19 protein-coding genes and 2 pseudogenes are annotated in these 23,879 nt (G+C 69.7%); 8 read left to right on the top strand and 13 right to left on the bottom strand.

Annotation, left to right across the window (positions count from 1 at the left end; all coding sequences use genetic code 11):
• Positions 1 to 340 precede the first annotated feature (340 nt).
• Complete coding sequence (locus ACZ4XX_RS38735) at positions 341 to 2,101, top strand: ABC transporter ATP-binding protein (RefSeq protein ID WP_468512503.1); 1,761 nt, start codon at positions 341 to 343, stop codon at positions 2,099 to 2,101.
• A 58-nt stretch (positions 2,102 to 2,159) separates the two neighbouring features.
• On the opposite strand, the gene ACZ4XX_RS38730 is transcribed toward ACZ4XX_RS38735, so the two are convergent.
• From ACZ4XX_RS38730 to ACZ4XX_RS38705, 6 genes and pseudogenes are all read right to left on the bottom strand, one after another.
• Positions 2,160 to 3,323: a cellulase family glycosylhydrolase gene (locus tag ACZ4XX_RS38730; protein WP_468512502.1), complete on the bottom strand. Its 1,164-nt coding sequence runs from the start codon at positions 3,321 to 3,323 to the stop codon at positions 2,160 to 2,162.
• An 829-nt stretch (positions 3,324 to 4,152) separates the two neighbouring features.
• On the bottom strand, positions 4,153 to 4,620 hold the full coding sequence (locus ACZ4XX_RS38725; RefSeq protein WP_468512501.1) for a hypothetical protein: 468 nt from the start codon (positions 4,618 to 4,620) through the stop codon (positions 4,153 to 4,155).
• 154 nt (positions 4,621 to 4,774) lie between these two features.
• A pseudogene (locus ACZ4XX_RS38720) lies at positions 4,775 to 5,834 on the bottom strand (IS630 family transposase).
• A 214-nt stretch (positions 5,835 to 6,048) separates the two neighbouring features.
• Complete coding sequence (locus tag ACZ4XX_RS38715) at positions 6,049 to 6,345, bottom strand: hypothetical protein (protein ID WP_468512500.1); 297 nt, start codon at positions 6,343 to 6,345, stop codon at positions 6,049 to 6,051.
• Positions 6,342 to 6,746, bottom strand: coding sequence for a hypothetical protein (locus ACZ4XX_RS38710; RefSeq protein WP_468512499.1), 405 nt, complete (start codon positions 6,744 to 6,746; stop codon positions 6,342 to 6,344). Before ACZ4XX_RS38710 ends, ACZ4XX_RS38715 begins: the two co-directional genes overlap by 4 nt.
• 88 nt (positions 6,747 to 6,834) lie before the next feature.
• Positions 6,835 to 7,596 (bottom strand): hypothetical protein, encoded by a 762-nt coding sequence (locus ACZ4XX_RS38705; protein WP_468512498.1) that lies wholly within the window; start codon positions 7,594 to 7,596, stop codon positions 6,835 to 6,837.
• A gap of 61 nt (positions 7,597 to 7,657) precedes the next feature.
• Between ACZ4XX_RS38705 and ACZ4XX_RS38700 the strand changes: the two are divergent.
• Positions 7,658 to 7,966 (top strand): annotated as a pseudogene (locus ACZ4XX_RS38700) (transposase); the annotation flags it as partial.
• Positions 7,967 to 8,646: 680 nt separating this feature from the next.
• Positions 8,647 to 9,060, top strand: coding sequence for a lamin tail domain-containing protein (locus ACZ4XX_RS38695; RefSeq protein WP_468512505.1), 414 nt, complete (start codon positions 8,647 to 8,649; stop codon positions 9,058 to 9,060).
• 134 nt (positions 9,061 to 9,194) lie between these two features.
• On the opposite strand, the gene ACZ4XX_RS38690 is transcribed toward ACZ4XX_RS38695, so the two are convergent.
• The gene (locus ACZ4XX_RS38690) at positions 9,195 to 11,348 is read right to left on the bottom strand and encodes a serine/threonine-protein kinase (protein WP_468512497.1); all 2,154 of its coding nucleotides are present in this window, start codon (positions 11,346 to 11,348) and stop codon (positions 9,195 to 9,197) included.
• 918 nt (positions 11,349 to 12,266) lie between these two features.
• Between ACZ4XX_RS38690 and ACZ4XX_RS38685 the strand changes: the two genes are divergently transcribed.
• Positions 12,267 to 13,439 (top strand): lycopene cyclase family protein, encoded by a 1,173-nt coding sequence (locus tag ACZ4XX_RS38685; protein WP_468512496.1) that lies wholly within the window; start codon positions 12,267 to 12,269, stop codon positions 13,437 to 13,439.
• A gap of 43 nt (positions 13,440 to 13,482) precedes the next feature.
• On the top strand, positions 13,483 to 15,042 hold the full coding sequence (locus ACZ4XX_RS38680; protein ID WP_468512495.1) for an FAD-dependent oxidoreductase: 1,560 nt from the start codon (positions 13,483 to 13,485) through the stop codon (positions 15,040 to 15,042).
• Between the two features lie 132 nt (positions 15,043 to 15,174).
• Here ACZ4XX_RS38680 and ACZ4XX_RS38675 read toward each other — a convergent pair whose 3' ends face one another.
• From ACZ4XX_RS38675 to ACZ4XX_RS38660, 4 genes are read right to left on the bottom strand one after another with little or no spacing between them, the layout of a single operon-like run.
• On the bottom strand, positions 15,175 to 16,158 hold the full coding sequence (locus ACZ4XX_RS38675; protein WP_468512494.1) for a DUF5914 domain-containing protein: 984 nt from the start codon (positions 16,156 to 16,158) through the stop codon (positions 15,175 to 15,177).
• A 5-nt stretch (positions 16,159 to 16,163) separates the two neighbouring features.
• Complete coding sequence (locus ACZ4XX_RS38670; protein WP_468512493.1) at positions 16,164 to 17,219, bottom strand: phytoene/squalene synthase family protein; 1,056 nt, start codon at positions 17,217 to 17,219, stop codon at positions 16,164 to 16,166.
• Positions 17,216 to 18,739: a phytoene desaturase family protein gene (crtI, locus tag ACZ4XX_RS38665; protein ID WP_468512492.1), complete on the bottom strand. Its 1,524-nt coding sequence runs from the start codon at positions 18,737 to 18,739 to the stop codon at positions 17,216 to 17,218. The genes ACZ4XX_RS38670 and crtI overlap by 4 nt, the downstream gene beginning before the upstream one ends.
• Positions 18,740 to 18,774: 35 nt before the next feature.
• Complete coding sequence (locus ACZ4XX_RS38660) at positions 18,775 to 19,962, bottom strand: polyprenyl synthetase family protein (protein ID WP_468512491.1); 1,188 nt, start codon at positions 19,960 to 19,962, stop codon at positions 18,775 to 18,777.
• 259 nt (positions 19,963 to 20,221) lie between these two features.
• Between ACZ4XX_RS38660 and ACZ4XX_RS38655 the strand changes: the two genes are divergently transcribed.
• Positions 20,222 to 20,929, top strand: coding sequence for a class I SAM-dependent methyltransferase (locus ACZ4XX_RS38655; RefSeq protein ID WP_468512490.1), 708 nt, complete (start codon positions 20,222 to 20,224; stop codon positions 20,927 to 20,929).
• A 138-nt stretch (positions 20,930 to 21,067) separates the two neighbouring features.
• On the opposite strand, the gene ACZ4XX_RS38650 is transcribed toward ACZ4XX_RS38655, so the two are convergent.
• On the bottom strand, positions 21,068 to 21,460 hold the full coding sequence (locus ACZ4XX_RS38650) for a transposase (RefSeq protein ID WP_468512489.1): 393 nt from the start codon (positions 21,458 to 21,460) through the stop codon (positions 21,068 to 21,070).
• 175 nt (positions 21,461 to 21,635) lie between these two features.
• Positions 21,636 to 22,016 carry a winged helix-turn-helix domain-containing protein gene (locus ACZ4XX_RS38645; RefSeq protein WP_468512504.1) on the bottom strand — a complete coding sequence of 127 codons (381 nt, stop codon included), beginning with the start codon at positions 22,014 to 22,016 and terminating at the stop codon, positions 21,636 to 21,638.
• Positions 22,017 to 22,429: 413 nt separating this feature from the next.
• Here ACZ4XX_RS38645 and ACZ4XX_RS38640 point away from each other — a divergent pair, with 413 nt between their 5' ends.
• Positions 22,430 to 22,744, top strand: a complete 315-nt coding sequence (locus ACZ4XX_RS38640) for a hypothetical protein (protein WP_468512488.1) — start codon at positions 22,430 to 22,432, stop codon at positions 22,742 to 22,744.
• Between the two features lie 125 nt (positions 22,745 to 22,869).
• The gene (locus ACZ4XX_RS38635; RefSeq protein WP_468512487.1) at positions 22,870 to 23,229 is read left to right on the top strand and encodes a hypothetical protein; all 360 of its coding nucleotides are present in this window, start codon (positions 22,870 to 22,872) and stop codon (positions 23,227 to 23,229) included.
• Positions 23,230 to 23,879 lie beyond the last annotated feature (650 nt).

Below are 23,879 nucleotides of genomic sequence, written 5' to 3'. Positions count from 1 at the left end.
CCGCTACGAACGCAAGCCAGAACACTTCCTCGCCTTCACCGCCATCGCCACCAGCCTCATCAACTACCGGCGACTCACCAAGTGAAACGACGTCTTAGCCAGAGTTTCGTAAAACTTCGGAGTGGGCCCGTCGGCACTGGCATCGGAGTGCCCGCGCGCCACATGCTTCTACGAGAGCACGCCGCCGTCCTCGCCCCAGGGAGAACCCGGCCGTCCCACGGCCGTGGAACCGGGCTGCCCTCGTGCGCGACGGGCCTCCGCCCTGGCTCACGTGCCGCCACCGGAGGCGTGTCGCGGTGAGCGGCGCGGCCGGCCCCTACGAAGGAAGCCCGCAGAAGCCATGAACCACAGTCCGCTCGACCACCGTTACCGGGGCGAACACCCGATCCGCACCGTCCTCTACCTCTTCCGGCCCGATCGCCCACGGCTCACCGGGGCCGTCGCGGTCTTCTTCGCGAAGCACGCGCCCGTCTGGCTGCTCCCGCCGGTGACGGCGAACGTCATCGACGTCGTCGTCGAGCACCGGCCGATCTCCGAACTCTGGTGGAACTGCGCCGTGATGCTCACGGTCCTCTGCCTGAACCCCCCGCTGCACCTGCTGTATGTCCGCTGGATGCACGGTGCGGTCCGCCGGCTCGGTCGCGACCTGCGGTCCGCTCTCGTGACCAGGATGCAGCAGCTCTCCATCGGCTTCCACAGCCGCACCAGCTCGTCCGTTCTGCACGCCAAGGTGGTCCGGGACGTCGAGACGCTGGAGACGGGGCTCCAACAGAGCGCGGACAACGGCCTGACCGCCGTCGCGACACTGGCGGGGGGCCTTGCCGTCATCGCCGTCGTGACCCCGGTCTTCCTGCCGGTCTTCCTCGTCCTCGTCCCCGTCGCGGTGCTGCTCATCGGGGCTCTGCGCGCGCGGCTCGGCGAGGGGAATACCTCCTACCGGCGCTCGGTGGAGCGCATGTCAGCCTCCGTCAGCGACATGACCACCCTCATCCCCATCACCCGCGCCCACGCCCTGGAGCGCACGGCCTTGGGCCGCGTCGGGCGCGAGCTCGACCGGGTGCAGCGGGAGGGGACCCGGCTCGACCTGCTCAACGCCCGCTTCGGGTCGCTCTCCTGGGTCGTCTTCAACGGGCTCGGCACCGCCTGCCTCGCCGGTGCGGCGCTCGTCGCCTACTACGGATGGACGTCGGTTACCCCGGGCGAGGTCGTCATGCTCAGCGCCTACTTCTCCACCCTCACCGGCGCTGTCACAAGCCTGCTCGCGCTCGCCCCCGTCGTGGGCAGGGCGGTTGAGTCCCTCAAGTCCGTCGGCGAGGTCCTCCAAGCGCCCGACCTGGAGGTCAACGACGGCAAGAAGCAGGTGGATTCGGTCCACGGGGCGTTCCGGTTCGAGGGCGTCGGCCTCACGCACGGCGACGGCGACGAGCCCGCCCTGAGCGACGTGGACCTCGACGTCCCGGTCGGCACCACCCTGGCGATCGTCGGCGGCTCGGGCGCGGGGAAGTCCACCCTGCTCAACCTGGTGCTCGGCTTCCACCGCCCCACGGCAGGCCGGGTGCTCCTCGACGGCGAGGACATGGCCGGGCTCGACCTGCGAAGCTACCGCAGGTTCGTCTCCGTCGTCCCCCAGGAGTCCGTCCTCTTCGAGGGGAGCATCCGGGAGAACGTCACCTACGGCATGGAGCGCGTCGACGACGAGACGTTGCGGCGCGCATTGGGCGACGCCAACGCTGCCGAGTTCGTCGACGCGCTGCCGGACGGCCTCGACACCGTCGTGGGGGAGCGTGGCACCCGGCTCTCGGGCGGCCAGCGCCAGCGGCTCGCGATCGCCCGGGCCCTCATCCGGGACCCCCGGGTCTTGGTACTCGACGAGGCCACGTCGGCGCTGGACGCCCGTTCCGAGGCGCAGGTTCAGGAGGCCCTCGACCGTCTCGTCGCCGGCCGGACGGTCTTCGTCGTGGCCCACCGCCTCTCCACGATCAGACGGGCGGACCGGATCGTGGTGCTGGAGCGGGGTCGGGTGGTGGAGTCCGGAAGCCACCTGGAACTGCTCGCCCGCGATGCGGCCTACGCACGTCTGCAGGCCTCCCAGCTGGCCTGACCCGCGGCACGACGCGGGCGCCCTCCCGTCGCAGAGGACGGGAGGGCGCCGCTGGTGCTCAGTGGTCGGCGGAGCTGCCGCGGACGACGCAGGAGCGGCTGTTCTCCCAGCCCCAGCCGTCGCCGTCCGGGTCGGAGGAACCGCCGTTCACGCAGTACGGGTAGCCGTTCGGGGCGGTCCCGCCGGTGTCGCCGCCGCCTTCGTTCCCGCCGCCGAATATCGTGGCGCGGGTCGAGGTGGTGACGATGCCGTCGGCACCGTTGATGAACCGGTTGCCCCAGGCGGTGAGGGAGCCGGCGTCGAAGCCGGTGACCATGTCGAGGTACTCGACACCGCTGCCGTTGCCGCTCCAGGACCAGCCGAGGTAGCCGAGGCGGAGCGAGCGGGCAGTGGCCATGATGGCGTTCTCGTCAGGGTTGCCGTCGCTGTGATTGTCGCCGAACTCCCCGACGACGATGGGCAGTCCGTTGTTCACGAAGTGGTTCAGGTAGTCCTGGACCTCGGCGGCGGTTTCGTATACGCCGTACATGTGGATGGAGAAGATCGTGTTGCGACGCGGGTCGGCGGCGAAGACCGAGCTCGCGTTGGTCCGCATGGTGTTCGACCAGTCCTGGCCCCAGTTGGGGGCGTCGACCATGAGCGCGTTCTCGATGCCGGCGTTGCGGAGCTTGCCGATGGCGTTCTTGGTGGCGTCGGTCCAGGCGGCGTAACCGCTGTTGCCGAAGGGCTCGTTGCCGATGTTGACGACGACGTAGTCCTCCTGACCCTGGAGAGCGCTCTTGACGCCCACCCAGTAGTCGGCGGCTTGGTCGAGTGTGGCGGCGGCGCCGTCCTCGCCGTACCCGGTGGTGTCGTGCACCTCCAGGACACAGATGACCTTGTTGGTCTTGCAGTCGTCGATGATCGACGACACCTGGGAGGTGCTGGTCTCCGTCCAGCGGTCGCCGCTGGAGAGGACGACACGGACGGTGTTGGCGCCCGTGGCGGCGATGTCTGCGATGGCGCCGGTCTCGCCCGGGTACCAGGCGTGCGTGTGGTTCACCCCGCGCATCACGAACTCGTTTCCGTTGGCCTCGTAGAGCCGGCCGTTGCTGACGTGGATGCCGCTGTCGGCGGCCTGGGCGGCTCCGGCGGTGCCGAAGACGGGCAGCAGCAGTCCGGCCACGCCGGCGAGGGTGCTGCCAGCTGCCGTGAACCACGTCCTGCGCGGTGACTTGGTCATGCCTCTCCTCGTGAGAAATGGGGGAATGAAGCCCCGTCCACGCAGAACTCCGACAACTAGACAACGTTGTCAGAGTTCTATGACGAGCCGCTGGTTTTGCACGTCGGGGGTGTCCACCATGAGGCACCCGTGGCCGGATCCATGTCAAGTGTGAAGAACGCTTTAATTGCGAGTGGATGAGATGGTGAAGCCGGTTCAGTAAACTCGTACTGAACGTGCGGTCGTTTTTGTGATTCTGTTATCGAATGTCAGCCGCTGGTCTACTGAACCGAGGTATGCCGGTCTGAACCGCCACGGCAGGTCGCGCCCGTGACCGCAGCGCGGATTCGCGCCGCTACGGCTCCGTGCAACCTCCGCTCCGTCGACACCTGCCTCGCCCGGTGGACCCGAATGGCGAAGCGCAGCCGTGCTGAAGGTCGACCCGAACCTCAGGGCGGTCATGACGTAGAGATCACCCGAACGGACACGGCCTGCCTCCTGGGACGAAGGGAGGTCGCGGAAGGGGGCGACGTCGAAGCACTGCCCCCGGGAGGGAATGTTGTCCAGGAACAGCCTGTCGCTGCCGAGGTCGCAACCGGAGATGCGTCGTACGCCCCGTCCACGCGTTGCTCGGGGGTGGGTTGCGGGCGGCCGGTCCTTCGGGATCCGTCCTGTCGGATGCAGTGCTCCGACCGTACGTCGGCGTGGGCCAGGGAGACCTGCGGCACGACGTACATCGGGAACGCGTGGTGTCGTCGGAATCCGAATGGTCCCGCCGCCGGTCCCGGGATGCGATTCCTCCGTCGGTTCCGTGTAGGCGTGCGACGCGGCAGGGTGAGCGTGGTGCCGTCTACCAGCGGTGCCAGATCGCCGTGGGCGCGGCGTCGCGGGGGAGGGAAGGGTCCTCTCCGGCGATGAAGAACAGGGCCCAGGAAACGGCGTGGTCGCCGGCACGCTGTGCGCCGATTTCGAGCTGGAAGCCGTCGCAGAAGCAGTCGCCGCCGTAACTGAACTGGATGCCTGTGTCGTGCTCGGTTGCCACCTGTGGGCCAAACCGGCCGTCGACGAGGACGTAGGCCAGTTCCCCGTCCTCGTGGAAGTAGCACTCCACCGCCGCCTTGATTACCGGGTTGCCTTCCTTGGCGAAATGTACAAAATCCCACCCCTCGATGCATCCGTCGGACTGCGTGGCAAACCCATGCGCGGCCAAAGCCGCGACGACCTCCTCGCGATGCATATCCATGCGCAGCGGCCCCAGGGCCTGCCCAGAGAGGTAAACCCACTGATCCCGTTCCGCGTCCAGGAGCGTCGGCCACATACCTGTATCCATCACACGATGATCGCCTACCTGGTTCACGTCTCACGCATCCAGGGGCGGCAGACGGGTGGCCGGGAAAGTGTCAGCGGGCCATCACCGACCATGACCGTTCACAGGGTGAGTGAGGGTTGCACTCGTGGTGTTGCTGGACTACTCAGGTGGGTCTGATGGTCAGGCCGGTTTCGGCGAGGCAGCCGTCTATGAGGCGGCTGCGGTACTGGATGTGCCGTAGGCCGCGTCGGAGGCGCTGGGCGAGGTGTCCGGGTGTGCTGAGGCGACGTTGGAGAGATGGCCACGTCGCAGCAGGGACCAGATCCCTTCGACGGGGTTGAGGCCGGGTGCGTAGGGCGGCAGGTAGTAGATGGTCAGCCAGTCCCGGCCTTGGGTGAACTTTCGCAGGTCAGCGACCTTGTGGACGTTGAGGTATCCCCAGACGAGCACGATCGGGCCGCCGGGCTGGTGGGCGGTGATCATCGGGTCCCGGTAGTCGCGCCAGGAGACGCTCTTGCGTCCATCGCTTTGGCCGTCGTCCAGGCGCGGCCGGTAGATCAGCCTCGACCGGTGGCCTGGTTTGTAGCAGGTCAGCGCGGCGATGGAGACCCGTCTGCGGGACCGGCCCCGGACCCGCACGACCGGGTCCGGCCGCTCTGTGACCAGGTCTTGGCCTGCGGCGGCGTCATGGAGAATCCGGCTTCGTCCTCGAAGACGAGCCAGGCTCCACTCACCGCCGCGAGTCTTCCGCGCAAGGCCGAACCTCCTTTACCCACCCGGCCACCGCGTCGTCGTCCCGCTCGATCGCGCGCCGGGCCGGGACCTGGCAGGACCAGCCGTTACGCACCAGCAGCTTCCGCACGCCCTGCATGGTGTAGCTCATGTGGAAGCGCCGACCGATCAGAGTCTCGATCCGCGCGAGTGTCCATCGCTGGTCCTCCCAGCCGTGGGCGGCTGGCCCCTTGGCCAGCTCCGCCTCCAGCTGCGCGAACTGCTTCTCGCTCGGTCTCGGCACCGGGACAGGTCTGCGCTCGCAGAGCCCGCGAACCTCCCTCGTCCCACGTCCGCCGCCACCGCTGCACCGAGCGGACGCTGACCCGCAGGTCCTTGGCGATCACCGCGCTCGCCTCAACCCGGGCGAACGGCTCCGCCGCCTTGAGCCGTAACTTCTCACGGAACTGCTGACGTTCGGCGGTCAGCCCGCCCCCTTGTGGATACCGCATGCACCGGTGATACCGCACGGTCGAGGAGTCGTCGGCCTTTACGACACCACGAGTTCAACCTCAGTGGTTGGTGCCTTCCAGTTCCTGCAGGATCGGTCCCCGTGAAGGAGACCGCGTGCCGGGTCGCACCGGAGACGGATGGCCCCTGGCGCCGACAGACGTGGCGCGGCTACCCGACCTGAACGCGGCCCACAGCGGGCCCCGCAGGTCTCCGCTACCGGAACCGCTCCACGGGCGTGCGCCGGCCGGCCCGGAAGTCGATCAGGGCGGCGCTGATGTCGAGCGCGGAGCCGGAGAAAAGCACCGACCGGTCGGCTGCCACGAGGATCGTCCCACCGCCCCTCGCACGGTGAACGACAGCCACCGCGTCGTCCTCGGGCAGCAGGACGTGACCGGTATCGGCATCTGCAGCGATGCGGCGGTACAGAGCCTCGCCGAACTCGATGAGGCTCTGCTGCTCCGGCGTCGGTGTCACGGCCTCCGCGGCCCTCCCCGCGCTCCCCTCAGTCATTCCGCTGCCACGTCTCCATCGTGGACTGCCGCGAGCTCAGCGATCAGGTCCGCGTCGCGCATCGCGGGCAGGGCGTACCCCTCGGCCTCGTCCCACGGGACGTCGAGGTCGTCCATGTGCACACGCCACTCCGCATCGGGCATGGCCCGGCGCAACTCCGTCACGGAATCCAGCACATGGGCGATCACGGGCATCAGACGACCGGGATCGCGCGGCATTTTGGTGGACCCGGCCACGATCTCGTGCGGCCCGGACGTACGCCGGTCGTACAGGTACAGGCTTTCCTCGTCGTCGTACGGAAATGACGACGTGTGCGCGGCGACGACGCGTGCGACGGAGGCCGACTCGGCCTCGGTCGGCGGTGTCGTGCGGTGCGCACTGTAGTAAAGGGAGACACTCATGACGGGAAGCGTACGACGGGGGTGTGACAGGGCGGGACCGGGCGCCCGGACGGCTTCCGCCCCGGGACGAAAGCAGTCCGGGCGCGGATCAGCCCTTCCCCGCTCGTGACCACGCCGTCGGCGTGTTGCGCTCGAGACGGGCCCGGAGTTCGTCCTCGGCCCCGGTGCACTCGGCCGGTAGTCCGGGCAGGAGGGCAAGGGCGGCAGCGATGAGCTTCGCCGACGCCCGCGGGTCCTTCCGGACCGCCCGGAGCAGCACGTCCGCGTCCAGCGGGGCCAGTTGGTGACGCCACGCGGGGTGGGCGTGTGTCGCCGCGTAGTGGTCGGTCAGGATCTCGACGGGGGACAGCTCGGCTCCGCAGCGACGCAGGAACATCGCCAGGCCGTACTGGTTGATGAACCCGCAGATCTCCCCGGCGTCGCCCTTGTTGCGGCGATGCGCGTCGTGGAGCTCGTAGACCACGGCGTACACGAGCGCACGTTCCCGTTCCGTGCGAGGCTGCGGAAACGCTGCGTCGCGAAACAGCGCCTCCACGTCGGCCGGACGTACAAGGGGGCGGCGGCCCGGGCCGGTGGCGTTCGAGACCGTCAGGCGGACGGCACCGAGTGCGACGGAGTCCTCCGAGAGCCTGCGCACGTACAGAAGGCCCTCGCTCGCCTCCGGCTCGGCCTCCCGGCAGACTGCCCGCACCTGCGCGACCGTCGGCCCATCGGTCCACGCGAACGTCCACGCGCGTGCGGAGCCGGACCACTGGGCCTCGACCACCCCGTGCCGGTGGGGGGCGAGGCAGAACCGTTCGCTGAGCGTACGGGCCAGTCGGCGGAGGCGCGTCGCGCGGGCGGAATCCATCGGAACCCAGTATCCACCAGGCCCGAACACTCAAGACGAGACCGGCAGCGTGGACGAGCGGACCAACCATCGCCTTCTGATCACCGCGGGTGGCAACGCCGACCGCCTGCGCACCGAGGCGTCCTTCGCCGCTCTCTGCGGCGTCGCCCCCGTGTCGGCCTCCAGTGGCAAGACCAGCCGTCACCGCATCTCCCGAGGCGGTGACCGGGCCGCCAACGCGGCCCTCTGACGCATCGCTCTCGTCCGCATGGCCAGCGACCGGCGCACACGCGAATACGCGGCCCGGCAGGGTGCGGCCGGCCGGACGAAGAAGGAGATCATCCGACTCCCCAAGCGGGCCGTCGCCCGCGAGGTGTTCCGCTACCTCACCACCACGGTCACCGTCCCCGACATCGGGACCTACGGCCTCTGCGGCGGTCCGAGAACATCACCCTCACCACCGTGGCCGAGCACTTCGGGGTCTGGCCCGCCGTCATCTCCTGCGTCGAACGCGGCACTCGCCGTGACGACAACCTCGCAGACGCCTACCGCGACTGGCTCACCGCAGTTTGACGATCAGTAGGTGCTTCAACACGGGCCGCCGGCAGTGTGCTGCTCGAGCAGACGCCCGGCTTCGCCATTCCGTGCGAGGAGTGGCCTGATATGCGAAGAAACGTGCAGAACGGCTGTTACGCGGGCTGCTCACTCTGCTGGCGGAGTGCGCCCGCTGCTGCGACCGGTGGAGCGCCGGAGTGGGCAAGGGCTTGCGGTCGATCACAGGTCGGATGGGTGTATCCATCAGCGAATGTCGGGTCCACGCCTGCTGACCACCTGTGTCCGATACATCCGTCAGTTACGGAAATGTCCTTACCCTGTAACGGGCCCCGGGTGGCGTTCCGGCAGGGTCGGCAGGGCGGCAGAGTTCGGGTCCTCGGCCCAGCACCGGACCGGGACCCGCACCGCTCCCACCAGCCGCAACCGGCCGGTGGAGCACTGTTCTTGAGGAGACATCACTTGTCTGCTTCTTCGACCGCCCGCCGTATCGCCGCGACCGTCCTCGCGGCCGGCGCCATGGTCTCGATCGTCGCCCTGCCGGCCTCCGCCCACGACGGCGACCGTCACCGGACGCCGAGGGTGGAGATCAGCGCCGTCCAGGCCGACAGCCCCGGACGCGACAACCGCACCGTCCGGTCGCTGAACGCCGAGTGGGTCGAGATCACCAACAACACCCGCCATGCGATCAACCTCAACGGCTGGACCCTGAAGGACGAGGACGGCCACCGCTACAAGTTCAACGACTACCGCCTCGCCGGCCGCTCCACCGTCCGCATCCACACCGGTGAGGGCCGCGACACCCGCACCGACCTGTTCCAGGACCGCCGCAACTACGTGTGGGACAACCGCTCCGACACCGCGACGCTGCGCGACGACCGTGGGCGCATCGTGGACACCGAGTCCTGGGGCCACCGCCACCACCGCCGCTGACCCCAGCCACCGGCGCCCCGGTCTTCCGCCGCTTCCCGAGCGGCAGACCGGGGCACCGGCACGTACGGGCCGCCGAGCACCCGAAGCGTCGGGGCTCGTTGACCTGGCAGGCCGGCCGTGATCGGCGGGCCAGATCAAGGGAGGCGGGGAGCGTCTGCCGCGTACAGGTTCGGGTTCTCGACGGACTCGGGCGGGGTGGCGTCGCCGCAGTTGGCGTACAGGGTCCCGTCGAACCAGGCCGCCGAGATCAGGTTCTGGGGAAAGGTGCCGATGCTGCTCCGCCTTCCGGTGTCCGGGTCGATCCTGACTAGGTGAGTGGGGTCGCTGGTCCGGTGGAAGAGCCAGGGCTGCTTGTCGCTCTCCTCTGGTTGGCCGCCCAGGAAGACGAGGTCGTCTGCCTCCCACAGGACTGATCCGGTGCGGAGGTCGGCCGCGATCACGCCCTCGGAAGGGGTGGATTCTGCCAACAGGACAGTCGTGCCGGTTGTGGCGAGGTCCGTCATGGTGTCGGGCAGGCTCCACAGTTGTCGGCCGTCCCTCAGCGACCAGGCCGTCGATTCCGATGCCGAGTTCGAGCCAAGGGCGATTCCGTGTTCGGCGAGGATCCGTCCGTTCGCTTTCAGGGGTGGGAGGGTGCTGCCGTCTGTGGCTCTGATGACGCGCAGTTGTTCGTCGCCCTTGAAATAGATCTTGCCGTTCGCCGCGCCGGCGAAGTCCACGGGGATTCCGCTACTGGGGTCCCCGGACCGGTCCGTCCAGCGAGGTGTGCCAGTGGCCGGGTCGATGGCTGTCCACCGTTCCTTCCAGTCCTGGGCGAAGAGCAGTCCTCCATGGTGCTCCAGGCCGTGGACCGTGCCGAGAGCGCCGTTCATCCGACGGGACCAGATCTTCGTTCCAGTCCGGGCATCCAGCCGGTACACCCAGGCTCCGAGGGCGGTGAACAGGGCGCCGTCCGCGAAGACCGCGTATCCGCCGGAGGTGACCTCGTTGTCCTCCGGCTCTCGGCGGTGGGTCCACCGGACCTTTCCGGTCCGCGCGTCGAGACACTGCGCTGTGTCGAAGGAGCGGTCGAGGAGAACGAGGTCCGTGGAGAAGGAGAGGGATCTGTGGACGAACTCCGTCTTCTCGGGCAGCTGCCACAACTCCTTCCCGGTGAGTGCGTCCCTGGCCCGGAACGCAGGTTCCTCCGACGCCGTCGTCAGCAGCACGGATCCGACCCGGCCGAACGCGTGGAATGCTCCGGGCACCTTCCACTTCGTCCTGACGGGGCCCGGCCCAGTCCCACGCCCGGGGCGGTGCAGCACCTTGGGAACGACCACCGCGGTCGTCCCTCCCGCCACGACCACCCCTACGCCGATCAGGAGGGTGCGGCGACCCGGCCGCCCGGTGGAGTGCCCGGACGCAGAGCGAGGGCGGCCGCGGCCGACGGTCGCCCCGTTCCCCAGAAGTTCGGCGATCGCGCCGAGGCGGGCTGCGGTCTCAGCGGCTGACGTGGGGCGATGGTCGGGGGACTTGGCCAGGAGGTCGGCCACCAGGGTGTCGATTTTCGTGGGCAGCCCGGGGCAGGCACGGGAAGGCGGTTCAGGGACCTCGGCCACGTGCCCGACGACTTGTGAGAGGGCGTCTCGGTCGGAGAACGGGGGCTGTCCGGTGAGCAGGTGGTGTATCAGACAGCCCAAGGAGTAGAGGTCGGACGCGGGCCCGACCTGGGTGCCACGCGCCTGTTCCGGCGACATCCACGGCGCGCTGCCCAGGATGCCCCCGGCCTCGCTCAGCTGGCCAAGACCCAGGGCGGGATGGAACCAGGCGATGCCGAAGTCCAGGACCTTGACTGTCCCGTCAGGTGTCAGGATGACATTCGCGGGCTTGATGTCACGGTGGATGATCCCGCGCTCATGTGCGGCCTCCAGCGCCGCGCACACCTGGCGGGCCCAGTCGACCGCCCGGGCTGGTGCCGGCACGCCGTCGGCCGCGAGGACGCGATCCAACGTGCGGCCGGGGGCCAGCTCCATGACGATGAACAGCGTCTCGCCGTCACGCCCGAAGTCATAGACCGTGACGACGTGCGGACTGGCCGACAGACCAGCCGCGGCCCGTGCCTCGCGCTCTAGACGGGCGGCCGCCTCCGGCGTCACACCAGGCCCTGAGACCGTCTTGACGGCGACTTCACGGTGCAGCACGAGATCCTGAGCACGCCACACCACGCCCATTCCGCCCGCCCCCAGGCGGTCCCCCAGCAGATAGCGCCCGGACAACACACGCCCTGACACAAGAGCCCCCTCCGACATCGATACCGGTCGATCGACTGTACGAGGCGGGGAGCGACGTCGCACGGCCTTCCGTGAACGAGACCAGCCCGGCGGCCCGGGACCCGGCCTCGGCCAGGCGGGCGTCGATCAATGGCCGCAGATCGGGCATCACGCCTGGCGGTGAAGGTGAGGATGGTCGAGCGCCGGCGTCCACGCCCTGTTGTCGGACCGAACCTTGCGAACGACATCACTCACTGATCTGAGTGTGTGCCGGTCCTGAGTCGTAGCGGTCGGGAAACGCGTTCGCAGGGAGGTCGAGTGCATGCAGTTTGGAGAACACCCCCGTACCCGCGCCCATCTCCTCGTCGCCGTCGGAGATCCGGTATGCCTGCACCATGTCGCTACAACGGGTGCGTGAGGCGACCGCACCACCGGCAAGGGGGGACGGGGAGCAGCTGCTGCCGCGATGCGGTCGGCCGGTGTGGTCGCTCCGCGTCGGCACCCGCCTCGCTGTGGCTGATGCGCGTGCCGTTCAGCCGTGCTCCGGCACGTCGCCGGCTCCCACCCTCAGTGACCGTGGACGTGCCCGGGCACCAGGGGTCGTTGTCCAGAATGAAGTCCGAGACGCGTGCGCGAGGACCCTGTACGCCTCAGGGTCACGGCACACCAGGCCCGGGAGAAGGGGCGGAATCGACTAGGCAGCCGGGGTCATCGAGCTCACAGTGGCGGAGATTCGGCGACACGCGGCAACGTCGTCGGCCAAGGCGCATCGGCGAGCCGGCGAAGGCGGATGGCGCCCACCATGTTGCCCGGGACCAGGTGTCCCCGCCGGCCGCCCGGACACGAAACGCCGAGGGCGATGGACCGGTCGGCGGGCCGGGGCGGCATACGATCACCGCTGGCGGCGCCTGGCGAAGCCGGTCGCCCGGGCACCGCCCGGCCGGAGGAGGAGACCAAGTGCCGCAGAGCGACGTGGCAATTGTCGGGGCCGGCGCGGCCGGACTGTCGCTCGCCTGGCGTCTGCTCAGCCCATCCGCTGGTGTACCCGCCCCCTCCGTCGTCCTCGTAGACGCTCCGCCCGGGGCACTGCGACCACCAGAACGCACATGGTGCTACTGGGAGGAGGGGCCGGGTGACTACGACGACCTCGTGACCGCCACTTGGGACCGCCTTCGGGTACGGGCTCCCGACGGTCCCGTCTCGACCCGGCACCTGGGTCGGTTCCGCTACAAGATGCTGCGTTCGCCCGCCTTCGAGGAGGGCCTGCGCCCGCGACTCGACGCCCTGACCCGGGTCGAGGCCATCGTGGAGGGGATCGAGGATGGGCGCGGCGGCGCCACACTCGCCTGCCGCACATCCGGCGGAGCCCCGACGTCCGTGCGGGCACGCTGGGTCTTCGACTCCCGCCCGCCCGTGCCCGCGCCCGCCAGGACCGCGCTCCTCCAGCACTTCCGCGGCTGGTTCGTCCGTACGCGCCGACCGGTGTTCCAGTCGGAGGTCGTGGAGCTGATGGACTTCCGGACACCACAGCCCCTGCAGGGCCTGTCCTTCGGCTACGTTCTGCCCACCGGTCCCTGCGAGGCGCTGGTCGAGTACACGGAGTTCGGCCCAGCCGCCCTGCCGCAGCACGCTTATGACGCCGCGCTGCTCCACTACACCCAGGACGTGCTCCGCCTCGGCCCGCACGAGGTCCTCGCCGAGGAGCACGGCATCATCCCGATGACCGACGCTCACCACGCTTCCCGCGCCGGACGTCACGTCTTCCGCATCGGCGCGGCCGGAGGAGCCATCCGTCCCTCCACGGGCTACGCATTCTCGGCGATCCAGCGCCAGACCCGCGCCGTCGCCGCCGCCGTCCACCAGGGTCGTACACCGGTCCCGCCGCCCGCCTACAGCGCCCGCCACCTCGCGATGGACTCGATCCTGCTGCACGGTCTCGCGACCGGACGTGTGCGGGGCGCGCCGTTCTTCAGCCGGCTCTTCCGAACCGTCCCGGCCGAACGCCTCCTGCGCTTCCTCGACGGCGAAACCCGCCCGGCGGAGGACGTGCTGATCGGGCTGCGGACACCCGTACTGCCGATGCTGCGATCCGCCGCAGGTCTCCCGTTCCTCCCCCGCACCATCCGCTGATCCGCGCCCCTCCTGGTACCGGACCGCATCGAAAGGCAGCCAGATGAGTTCTTCACCCGTACGGGCAGCGCGCCGCGGACGCGACCGGAAAGCCGAAGTCGTCCCAGCCCACGAGGGCCTCGCCCGGCATGCCGGAAGAGGGGCGCCCCGCTGCGCCGTCATCGGGGGAGGGATCGCGGGCCTGGCGGCGGCCACCCTCCTGGCCGAGCGCGGCGTCGACGTCACCCTCTACGAACGGGAGGCCTCGCTCGGCGGGCGCCTCGCCGGGTGGCCCGTCGAACTCGCCGACGGTTCGACGGTCACCATGAGCCGGGGCTTCCACGCTTTCTTCCGGCAGTACTACAACCTGCGTGGCCTTTTGCGGCGTGTGGATCCCGGGCTGGAACGCCTGCGAGACATCGGCGACTATCCCCTCCAGCACGCGTCCGGCCTCTACGACAGCTTCACCCGTGTCCCGCGCACCCCGCCATGGAACGCCCTGGGCTTCGCCGCCCTGAGCCCCAGCTTCCGCTGGGGCGATCTGAGCCGCTTGGACGTGCAGGCCGCCCTGCCGCTTCTCGATGTCAGGCTCCCCCAACTGTACGAGCGCTACGACCAAGTCAGCGCCCGCGCGTTTCTGCAGCGCATCGGCTTTCCCGAGGCGGCCCAGCACCTCGCCTTCGAGGTGTTCTCCCGCAGCTTCTTCGCCGACCCGGGCGAGCTTTCCGCGGCCGAGCTCGCCCTGATGTTCCACATCTACTTTCTCGGCTCCTCGGAGGGCCTCCTCTTCGACGTCCCGGACGAACCCTATCCGCAGGCACTGTGGGACCCCCTCGCCCGCTACCTCGACGGCCACGGCGCACAGATCCGCACCGGCACACCTGTCCACGCGGTCGAGCCCAACCCGGGCGGCGGGCACACACTCGTCACCGGGGAGGGCACGGACCGCGCTGACGCCCTCGTCCTGGCTCTCGATGCGGGAGGGCTGCGTTCTCTGGTGGCGAATTCGCCCGCTCTGTGCGACGACGCGTGGCGCACACGCATCGGCCGCCTCGCTTGCGCGCCGCCCTTCCTGGTCCACCGGATCTGGCTCGACCGGCCCATCGGAGCCGATCGGCCCGGATTCCTCGGCACGAGCGGCTACGGACCGCTTGACAACATCAGCGTCCTGGATCGCTGGGAGGGTGAAGCTCTCCGCTGGGCGCGGAAGTCAGGCGGATCGGTCGTTGAACTCCACGCCTACGCGGCCGCGCCGGCGTCCGACCCGGAGACGCTCTCCCGCACTCTCCTGACCGAACTCCACCGCGTCTACCCGGAGACATGTGGCGCCCGAGTTGTAGACGAGCGCCGGGTGTGGCGCGCCGACTGCCCGTTGTTCGCCGTCGGTGGCGGCACCGACCGCCCCACGGTCGAAACGCCGGACCCCTCCGTGTCCGTTGCTGGAGATCTCGTCCGTACCGACCTGCCCGTGGCCCTGATGGAACGCGCGGCCACTACGGGCTTCCTGGCCGCCCACACGCATCTACGCCGCTGGGGGCTGCGCGGCCAGACCCTCTGGACCGTCCCCCGGCGCGGCCGATCCGCACTCCTGCGCCGCCTCGCGGCCTTCGCCGGCAGCCCGTGACCTGGCACAGGGACTCTGCCCGGCCCCTTTCGACCGCGGGAACGGCAGAAGACGCAGTCCCGCAGGATCCGCCGACCGGCGAAACACAGACCGTCCGGGAATCGCCGATGACACGAGATCCGCCGTGCTTCGTCAGCCCGGCAACCGCCCCTGGCGGCGCAGGGACCAACGCCGCTCCGCGTACGCCAGATCGTCACGCCACAACCGGCCGGCCGCAGCCCGGATAGCCGGCCGGAGAAGAGGCGCCGTAGCCCTGGCGACGGCGAAGCCGCGCCGGTCCGAAACGGCCACGACCGCCTCGACCACAGCCGTACGGGGGACCTCCGACCCGGGCGCCGTCAAAGGCGTGGCATGGGTCTCCACCACCGACCCCGCACCCTCGCCCGCCTCGATCCGCATCACGACCGTTCGCGGCTCCGGCGCCGTGAAGACGGCCCGTACCGGGACGACGGCGCGCCCCGCGACCTTGAACGCCACGTCCACTACCAAGGCGTCTGCCTCGTCGACGGCGTCCTCGGCCGGAACCTTCAGCACCTTCAGGTCCACGAACGAATACGGGTGCAGCCACGCCCCGTGCCAGGGGTCCAGTCGGTTCGCCACGACGTCCTCCGGCTCGCACACCCCCACGCCGGTGTAGACCGCGCTTACTGCCTCGCCGCCGGTCGCACGGACCGGCATCACGGGCCGCTCCGTGGGCTCCTCACCGCCCACCACGTCCAGGCGCACCCACACCAGAAGCCCGTCGTCGTGGACCGGCCACGGCTCCCAGCCGGCGAAGGGCCGCCCGTCCAGACTCATGCCGTGCCAGTGGCAGATGAGCGTCCCGCACCGGACGGCGGCGTCCCTAAGGGGCGCGCCCAGATGCGGGCACGCCCCCGGGCCGGCCACCGGCGCCCCGTGCGCATCCCGCCACAGCACCAGCTCGACCCCGCCGACGCTCCGGCCGACGGGACGGTCGGACCGCACGTCGCGACTGTCCGCGACGACGAACCAGTTGCCCGACGGGCGGGCCTGCGCACGACGCAGGGCACCCGCGATCGACGCCGGCCGCGCCTCGCGCCACGTCGGACGCTGCCGCTCCCAGGCGACGGCCTGCCTCCGCCATCTCAACGGCATCCCGGTCACCGTTCCTCACCTCCGGTCCGCGAGCCATGCTGGCCCCACGCCGTTGCCCTGTGCTTCGGCGGGAGCGAGGCGTCTAGCCGGGGGCTGATCGTCCCGCTCCAGGGACCCGGCCCGGGGGACGGCCACCTTCGGCGAACCGCGACGGCCCTGACGAAACCGCGTCCCGCCACCGCAAGCCGGCGTCGTCGGCTCACGGCGGCCCGTCGGTGCAGGACGGAGAACCCGTCGTCCTCGATGGCCCGCAGAATGTCGCGGTACAGCACGAACGCCGTGCGAACGCAGGGCGCCGACACCTTGTGGAGCTGACCGATGCCGGGCTCAGCCGCGCGGTAGATGTGGCGCGTGAGGGAAGCCGCGGCCTTCAGCGCCTCGGTGATGCGCCTGTCGTGCCGGCCTGTCGAGCGACTCCACGCCAGGAGACATCGGTCTACGCCATGGGCGCCCAGCAGATCGGCGGGCAGGTATACCCGGCCCCGGTCGAGATCTTCCCCGACGTCCCGGAGGAAGTTCGTCAGTTGGAACGCCACGCCCAGGGCCGCGGCTTGCGGCTCGGCCTCGGCGCTCGGGACGACCGTGCCCAGGACGGGCACCATTTGCAGCCCGATCACGGCTGCAGATCCGTGCATGTAGGCGGCCAGGTCTTCGTACGTCGGATAGTCCGTGACGGACAGATCGCTGCGCATCGAGGCCAGGAAGTCCCTGAAGTGGCCCGCTGGAATGCCGTAGCGGGCCCGGGTGTGGGCGACTGCTCGCACTACGGGCTCCTCAACCCGGCCGCCGGTGAGCGCTTTTACCCATTGGGCCTCCAGCGCGTTCAGAGCCGCCTCCCGCTCGGCAAGCGTGGCCCCGCTTCCCAGGTCGTCGACGATGTCGTCGGCGTGGCGCGCGAACCCGTACAGGGCGTGGACAGCTGATCGCCGATCCACAGGAAGGAGCCGCGTGGCAAGGAAGTAAGTCCTTCCATGACGCGCGTTGAGCCGGCGGCAGGCTGTGTAGTCGGCGCGAAGCTCGGCGTTCAGGATGCCCGCCGCGTCCAGCTCCCGGGCGGTCACCCCGCCACCTCCGGCCGGCTCGTGACCGGCGGGACCGGTGCGGACGGCGTGGCTGGGTCGACGCGGCGGACGCGGCGGCCCGGCGTACCGGTGATCCGCAGGGCGGCGAGCTTTCCTGAGACCAGAACCGTCGGCACACCCACCCCGGGAGTCGTGCCACATCCCGCAAGCACGGCGTTCGCCGTGCCGCGGACCAGATTGCGCGGCCGGAAGGGACCGGTCTGGGCGAACGTGTGCGCCACGGAGAACGGCGTTCCGGCCGCATGCCCGCGCGCTGCCCAGTCCGCAGGTGTGACCAGGCATTCTTCCTCGATGGCGTCGCCCAGCCCGTGCAGGCCGCGGCGCTCCAACGCATCGACCAGTGAGTCGCGGTAGCGCGCTCCCAGGTCGCCCCAGTGGACCGCATCAGGACCCACCTCGGTGTTCGGGGTCGGTGCCAGGATGTAGTGCAGGTGGCGACCGGGCGGGGCCAGTGACGGATCGGTGGCCGTCGGACGAGTGATCAGCAGAGAAGGGTCGCTCATCACCCGACCGGCACGGCTCAGTTCACGGAAGGTGCTGTCCCAGGCGGCTCCGAACGAGATCGTGTGGTGAGCCAGCTGAGGCCACGTCCGGTCGGTACCCGCGTGGAGCACGACCGCGCTGGGTGAGTGCCGCAGCCGGACAGGGCGCCGGGGGCGTCGCCCCAGCAACTGGTAGGCGACCGGCAGATCGGGGGTCACAACCACCGCGTCGCAGGCGATCCGTCCGGAGTCGGTGACGACCGCGGTCACTCGCTCTCCCCGTCGCTCCAAGCTGACGACTCGCTCGCCGAACCGCATTTCCGCGCCTGCGGCAGCAGCCACCCGAGCCATCGCGGCAGGTACGGCATGCATACCGCCCCGGGGGAAGTAGACCCCCGCCACGGTGTCCATGTATGCGATGACCGCGTAGGCGGCCAGGGCCCGGGACGGCGCCACGCCCGCGTACAACGACTGGAAGGAGAAGACCCGTCGAAGCCGCTCGTCCCGGAGATAGCGGCCGATCGCGCGGTCGAGCGGCCCGAAGCCCCCCTTCAGGGCCAGCCGCGCCAGATCGGGGTGCACCAGCTGCCACGGCGAGTCGAAGTTCGCGTCGATGAACCGGCCCATCTGCAAGGCGTACAGCTCGGTCAGCCACCGACGCAGGCGGCGGTACCCAGCGGCCTCCCGGGCCCCCGCGAACCGTTCCACCTCCGCCGCCATGGCCTCGGCATCGGTATGGACGTCCAGCCGACTGCCGTCCGCGAACTGTGCTCGGTAGGCCGGGTGCAGGGCCACCAGCTCGACGTGGTCCCGCATCCGCGCACCGACCGCTGCGAAGGTCTCGGCGAGCAGATCCGGCATCGTGAGCACGGTGGGTCCCGTGTCCATCAGATACCCTTCCCGCTCGATCCGCCCCGCGCGGCCACCCGCCACGTCATCGCGCTCCACCACCGTCACCCGCCGTCCCGCCCCCAGCAGATGCAGCGTCGCGGACAGACCGGCCAGCCCGGCTCCCACGACGACGACGTGATCAGTTCTTCCCTGCAACGCTTTCACCACAGATCTCCGATCAGCGCGTCGTCCAATGCCGCGACGAGCTCGGTCTCCGGCCCCGACTCCGGGGCTGTGGCCGGTTCCCTTCCGGACGGCAGGCCGCAGGCACCGCGCAGCAACTGCTTGAGACGGGACGTGGCGCCTTGGTCGAGATCCGCGCCTGCGAGCGCCTCCTCACCCCGGCGGCACAGCCGCTCCACCTGGGCTGCGACCTGAGCGCGTGCCCCGCCCCGGTCCAGGACCTCCTGAGCTCGCTGCACGTCCTCCTCGGCCGCCCCGTACCGGGCAGCGACGACCCCGTCCAGAACGTGCAGCCCGGAACGGTCCCCAGCGGCCTCGCAGCGTTCCCGGGCCACCGCGACCAGATACGTCGGCCTGCCCTCGCGCAGATCCTCGCCCACCGGCTTCCCCGTCGAGACCGGGTTGCCGAACGCTCCTTGCAGATCGTCGTAGAGCTGAAAGGCCACTCCCGCGCAACGGCCTGCTTTGCTGAGAGCCGAAAGGGCGCTCGCCGATCCGCCGGCGAGCGTGGCGCCGAGCATCAACGGACGTTCCACCGAGTACAGGGCCGTCTTGAGCACGGCGGACCGCACCGCCCGCGCAGAGGACCGGTCTGCAGTCGCCTGCGCATGCAGATCGTGGTACTGGCCGGCCACCATCTCCGCTCGCATCGCGCGCCAGACGGCGGCCGCCTGCACCGCCGCCGGGGACTGGGCCGTCGCCTCCGCGAAAGCGTCGTCGGCCCATACCAGAGCGAGATCGCCCGCGAGTACGGCGCCCGCTCCGCCGAACGTGCCGCACGGCCGGTCACGCCGCTGCGTCGCGTACTGCTCGTCCAACTCGACGTGCACCGCCGGCCGGCCCCGGCGCAGCGGCGAGCCGTCCATCACGTCGTCCTGGATCAGCGCACACGTCTGGACGAGCTCCAGGGCACCGCCGACACCGACGGCAGCCTCCGCCTGCGGCGCCCCGCCACCCGCGGCGCGCATGCCCCACCAGCACAACTGCGGACGTATGCGCCGTCCGCCCTGGAGGGTGAAGCGGGCGACCCGACCCGCGAGGTCCGCGGCAAACAGCGGGTCCAGCGCCCTTGCCTCCTCGAGTCGACGTCCAAGGATTGCCGCCAACACCCTGTTCACAGCCGCCGCCACATCGCTATCGACATGGAGCGGGTCCACTGCGCGCATGCGCCTGCCCTTCACCGACGGCCGCCGGAAGACCGGCTCGCTCGGCGCATGCGTACCGCGGCTGAGACGCCGGACATCCGGAGTTACGCCGTACGGATCAACCCCTTCGCTCCCTGACGCCCCCCGTCTGACGCAGGGCGGTGAGCAGTCACACCGGGCCCGGCCGCAAGCCCGGCGGAGGTCACCCGGACACACACGGCGTGGCACACGGCACGTCGGGCGGAACAGCCCCAGGCTTGAGCCGACCGGAAGGACCCCAATGGCCCTGCTCCACGACCACGACCTCACCGCAGCCTTCGACCGCGCCGCTCCCTCCTACGACCTCATGACCGCAGCGAACCCCGGATACCACGGGCACCTCCGGCGCTCCGCCCGCCGCCTCCGGCTTCCCGGCGAAGGCTCCGGCCTGTCCGTCCTCGACCTGGGATGCGGAACAGGCTCCTCGACCAGTGCTCTGCTGCACGCCGCGCCCCACGCCACCGTCACCGGTGTAGACGCCTCGGCGGGGATGCTGGAGCGGGCTCGGGCCAAGACCTGGCCCTCCTCCGTCTCCTTCGTCCACGCGCCAGCCGAGAACGTGGCCTTCACCGACGCCGCGGGGCCCTACGACGCCGTGTTCGCCGCCTACCTCTTCCGCAACGTCGCCGACCCCGACGCCGTGCTCCGCACCGTCCGCGACATCCTGCGCCCCGGCGGGCGACTTGCGGTACACGAGTACGCACTGAGCGGCCACGCAGTCCACCGGACGGTCTGGAACGCGGTGACAAGCGGCCTGGTCGTGCCCTGGGGCCGACTGCACGGAGACGCGGCCCTCTACCGGCACCTGCGCCGTAGCGTGCTCGAGTTCGACACCGCAGCCCAGTTCGCCGACCGCCTCCGCTGCGCCGGGTTCGGGAACGTGCGGGTACTGCCGCTGCCCGGCTGGCAGACAGGCATCGCCCACACCTTCCTCGCGACGCGCGACTGACATGCCCCTCGCCAACCGGCGGCACGGTGATGGAGAAGGGGGAGGGGTGGCCGCCGCGCACCCGACGTGAGCGGGCGCCGGCTCGGGCCGACGGCCACATTCTCCACACGGTGGAAGCGCTGCCGACTGATCTTTTCGTTACCTCTGTGGGGTTGTTGGGTGGATGGTGAGGCCGGTGTGGGTGAGGAAGGACCAGGGCCGTTGTGGGTTGGTGTTGACGCGGTGGATGCCTTGCTCGGTGGCGTCTGCGACGTCGGCGAGGTGGTCGCCGGCGAGGTTGGCGAGTTCGCGTTTCTTGAGCGAGGACCACAGCAGCTCCACCGGGTTGAGCTCGGGTGCGTAGGCGGGTAATCGCTCGAGGCTGAGCCAGTCCTGCTCGGCGACCCAGGCCCGCATCGCCCGGCTCCAGTGGTCGGACAGTCCGTCCCAGACCAGCACCACCCGTTCCCCGCGGTAGAACACCTTCATCTGCTCCAGGACCTCGATGAGTCCGACCGTGTCATAGCTGCCGGGTTTGAGGTGGAAGCACAACCGAGGACCTCGGGGTCGGCGGCGTGGTAGCCGAGAGCCGCGGCCATCGAGACCCGCTTCCAGTTCAGCCGGTGCCGCAGGAGCGGGGTGTGGCCTCGGGGTGCATGGGTGCGGCGGACCTGCGGCAGCAAGGAGACGCCCGATTCGTCGAGGAACACGATCCAGGCACGTGTGTTCACCGCCCCTTTTTGATCCGCGGCCACTCATGGGCGATCCGGCGGGCGATCTCCGACTCGTCCCGCTCGACCGCCCGTCGCTCGGGCCGCTGCAGACTCCCTCCCAGCCGGCCCGTCAGCAACCGCCACACCGACGCCCTCGACAGCGTCACCCCAGTCACCCGCGTGACGACCACACCGACTCGCTCCAGAGTCCACGGATCGGCCTCGAAGCCATGCGCCTGAGCACCTTGTTCCCACGCGGACCGCACCCGCTCGACCTGTTCCTCGTCCAGCTTGGGCGGACGCCCTGTGGCCGGACACCGACGCAAAGCATGAGCGCCGCCCCTCTCCCAGACCCGTCTCCACCGCCGCGCACTCTCGCCACTCTCCCCCAGCATCCGCGCGATCTCGGCACCCGAACGCCGCTGATCGAACAACTCGGCCGCCCGCACACGCCGGGCCTCGGCCAACTGCGGCCGCGTCAAAGGAGGAACAACAGACGGAGGCTTGAAAGACACCGCACCAGCATCCCGAGTCGTCGATGGCGTGGGTGCCGTAGTCCAGCTTGCTCCAAGGGACCGTCCTCTAGTCAGGCAGCGAAGTCGTAGTAGATCAGGCCCTGTTGACCGAGAAGGAACTGTGTCGCGACTCCCCGCACTGGCCGCCGGCCCCACCGTTGACATCCTGTCTGGTGCATGCCAGCATTCCGCCCGCGTGACTTACATCACAGAGACCTCACGCATCTACGAGGGGGATTACCTTGAGGCAAACCGTCCCAGCCTTGGGCGTCGCCAGTGCCACGATCGTCGGCATGCTGACCTTCGCGACGCCTGCAGCGGCCCACACGATGAGTGCCTACGTCTACAGCGGTATTCCGGCGGTCGCGGAGGTCACGGTCTACGACGGCCACCGGCATGGCTATGTCTGCGACCGGAAGGCGGACGGTCTGGGTGTCTACGGCCGCTTCAAGATCACCGGCGGTGCCATCATCGACGTTGCCGATTCCGATGGGTACGGGGGCAACTGCCCCGGCTACACCGCGCCGGCCGGTAAGTCCATCATCGCGATCGAAGCAGTCTTGCGGAGCAATCCCACGAAGAGTTCCGGCTGGAGGACGGTCAACTGACGACATGTCAACGGCCAAGCGCTCAGCCACCTGGCCGGTTCGCATGTGGCTGGACGCCTTGACCGCTTGACCTGCCAGGCCAGCCACTCCACTGAACCCACCGACATCTCACGAGGGAGAACACATTGAGAAGAACCACCCCCCTCCTTACCGTCGCCGCTGCCTCGGCAGCCTGCGTGCTCGCCGTTGCCACGCCCGCGGCGGCCCACTACGGCTCCGCCACCGTCAAAGCTGCCGACGGAACGGTGCTCGGGGACATCTGGCTGTCGTACGACCACAAGAACGGGTCGGTATGCGACCGGGCAGAGGACGGTGTGGGGGTCTACGGCCGCTTCAAGGTCACCGGCGGCAACATCTACGACGTTTCCGACCGTGATGGGTACGGAGGCAGCTGCTACGGGTTCACCGCGCCGACCGGCACGGTGATCACTCAGTTCGAGGTTGTCTGGCGGGGTGGGCGTACTTCCGGCTGGCAAACAGCCTGACGGTGGCTGCCGAACCGCCAGGTGCCCAGGCATCCTGGCCGTTCGCGCGTGGTTACGGACCTTAAAGAACGCCCTGGACGAGATCAAGACCCACCAGGGCGGCCGGCAGCTCGTCCTGCGATCGCGGTATCCCGACGGCGTCGAGCAGGAGATCTACGGAATCCTCCTCGTCCACCACGCACTGCGCGACGTCATGCACCAGACCGCCCAGGAGACCGGCCTCGATCCCGACCGGATCTCTTTCCCCCGCACCCTCAACGCCGCCCGCCGCCACGTCACAGGCCAGGCGGCGCTTTCCCCCCTCACAGCTGACGCAGGCTCTCCGTCACACTGCCCGTGAGCTGCTCGAACGACTCCTGCCACCTCGCAGACGACGGGCCAACCCCCGTGTCATCAAACGCAAGATGAGCAACTGGCACCTCAAGCACACCCACCACCGCAACCCACCACCGCAACCCACCCTCACCACCGGCTTACACCGTCACACTGGTGCCACCCACCAAACCAACCAGCAGACACGCGAAAGCAACCTAAATCAATCACCGGTATTGTTTTTAAGACCGTGTCCTATGTGGTGAGGCGGTGGAGCCGCTTGTAGCAGCACAATGCTGCGGCGAGGCCGAGGAATGCCAGGTAGTTGCGGGGGTGGC

The organism is Streptomyces sp. NPDC029956 (assembly GCF_055574655.1).
The sequence above is the reverse complement of the archived record's forward strand: the minus strand, read 5'-3'. Positions and strand labels throughout refer to the sequence as shown.

Coding starts and splice junctions, on each gene's coding strand:
- ACZ4XX_RS38735 (WP_468512503.1), top strand. CDS start 341: ATGAACCACAGTCCGCTCGACCACCGTTACCGGGGCGAACACCCGATC.
- ACZ4XX_RS38730 (WP_468512502.1), bottom strand. CDS start 3,323: ATGACCAAGTCACCGCGCAGGACGTGGTTCACGGCAGCTGGCAGCACC.
- ACZ4XX_RS38725 (WP_468512501.1), bottom strand. CDS start 4,620: ATGTGGCCGACGCTCCTGGACGCGGAACGGGATCAGTGGGTTTACCTC.
- ACZ4XX_RS38715 (WP_468512500.1), bottom strand. CDS start 6,345: ATGACTGAGGGGAGCGCGGGGAGGGCCGCGGAGGCCGTGACACCGACG.
- ACZ4XX_RS38710 (WP_468512499.1), bottom strand. CDS start 6,746: ATGAGTGTCTCCCTTTACTACAGTGCGCACCGCACGACACCGCCGACC.
- ACZ4XX_RS38705 (WP_468512498.1), bottom strand. CDS start 7,596: ATGGATTCCGCCCGCGCGACGCGCCTCCGCCGACTGGCCCGTACGCTC.
- ACZ4XX_RS38695 (WP_468512505.1), top strand. CDS start 8,647: ATGGTCTCGATCGTCGCCCTGCCGGCCTCCGCCCACGACGGCGACCGT.
- ACZ4XX_RS38690 (WP_468512497.1), bottom strand. CDS start 11,348: ATGTCGGAGGGGGCTCTTGTGTCAGGGCGTGTGTTGTCCGGGCGCTAT.
- ACZ4XX_RS38680 (WP_468512495.1), top strand. CDS start 13,483: ATGAGTTCTTCACCCGTACGGGCAGCGCGCCGCGGACGCGACCGGAAA.
- ACZ4XX_RS38675 (WP_468512494.1), bottom strand. CDS start 16,158: ATGCCGTTGAGATGGCGGAGGCAGGCCGTCGCCTGGGAGCGGCAGCGT.
- ACZ4XX_RS38660 (WP_468512491.1), bottom strand. CDS start 19,962: ATGCGCGCAGTGGACCCGCTCCATGTCGATAGCGATGTGGCGGCGGCT.
- ACZ4XX_RS38655 (WP_468512490.1), top strand. CDS start 20,222: ATGGCCCTGCTCCACGACCACGACCTCACCGCAGCCTTCGACCGCGCC.
- ACZ4XX_RS38645 (WP_468512504.1), bottom strand. CDS start 22,016: ATGCTGGGGGAGAGTGGCGAGAGTGCGCGGCGGTGGAGACGGGTCTGG.
- ACZ4XX_RS38640 (WP_468512488.1), top strand. CDS start 22,430: ATGCTGACCTTCGCGACGCCTGCAGCGGCCCACACGATGAGTGCCTAC.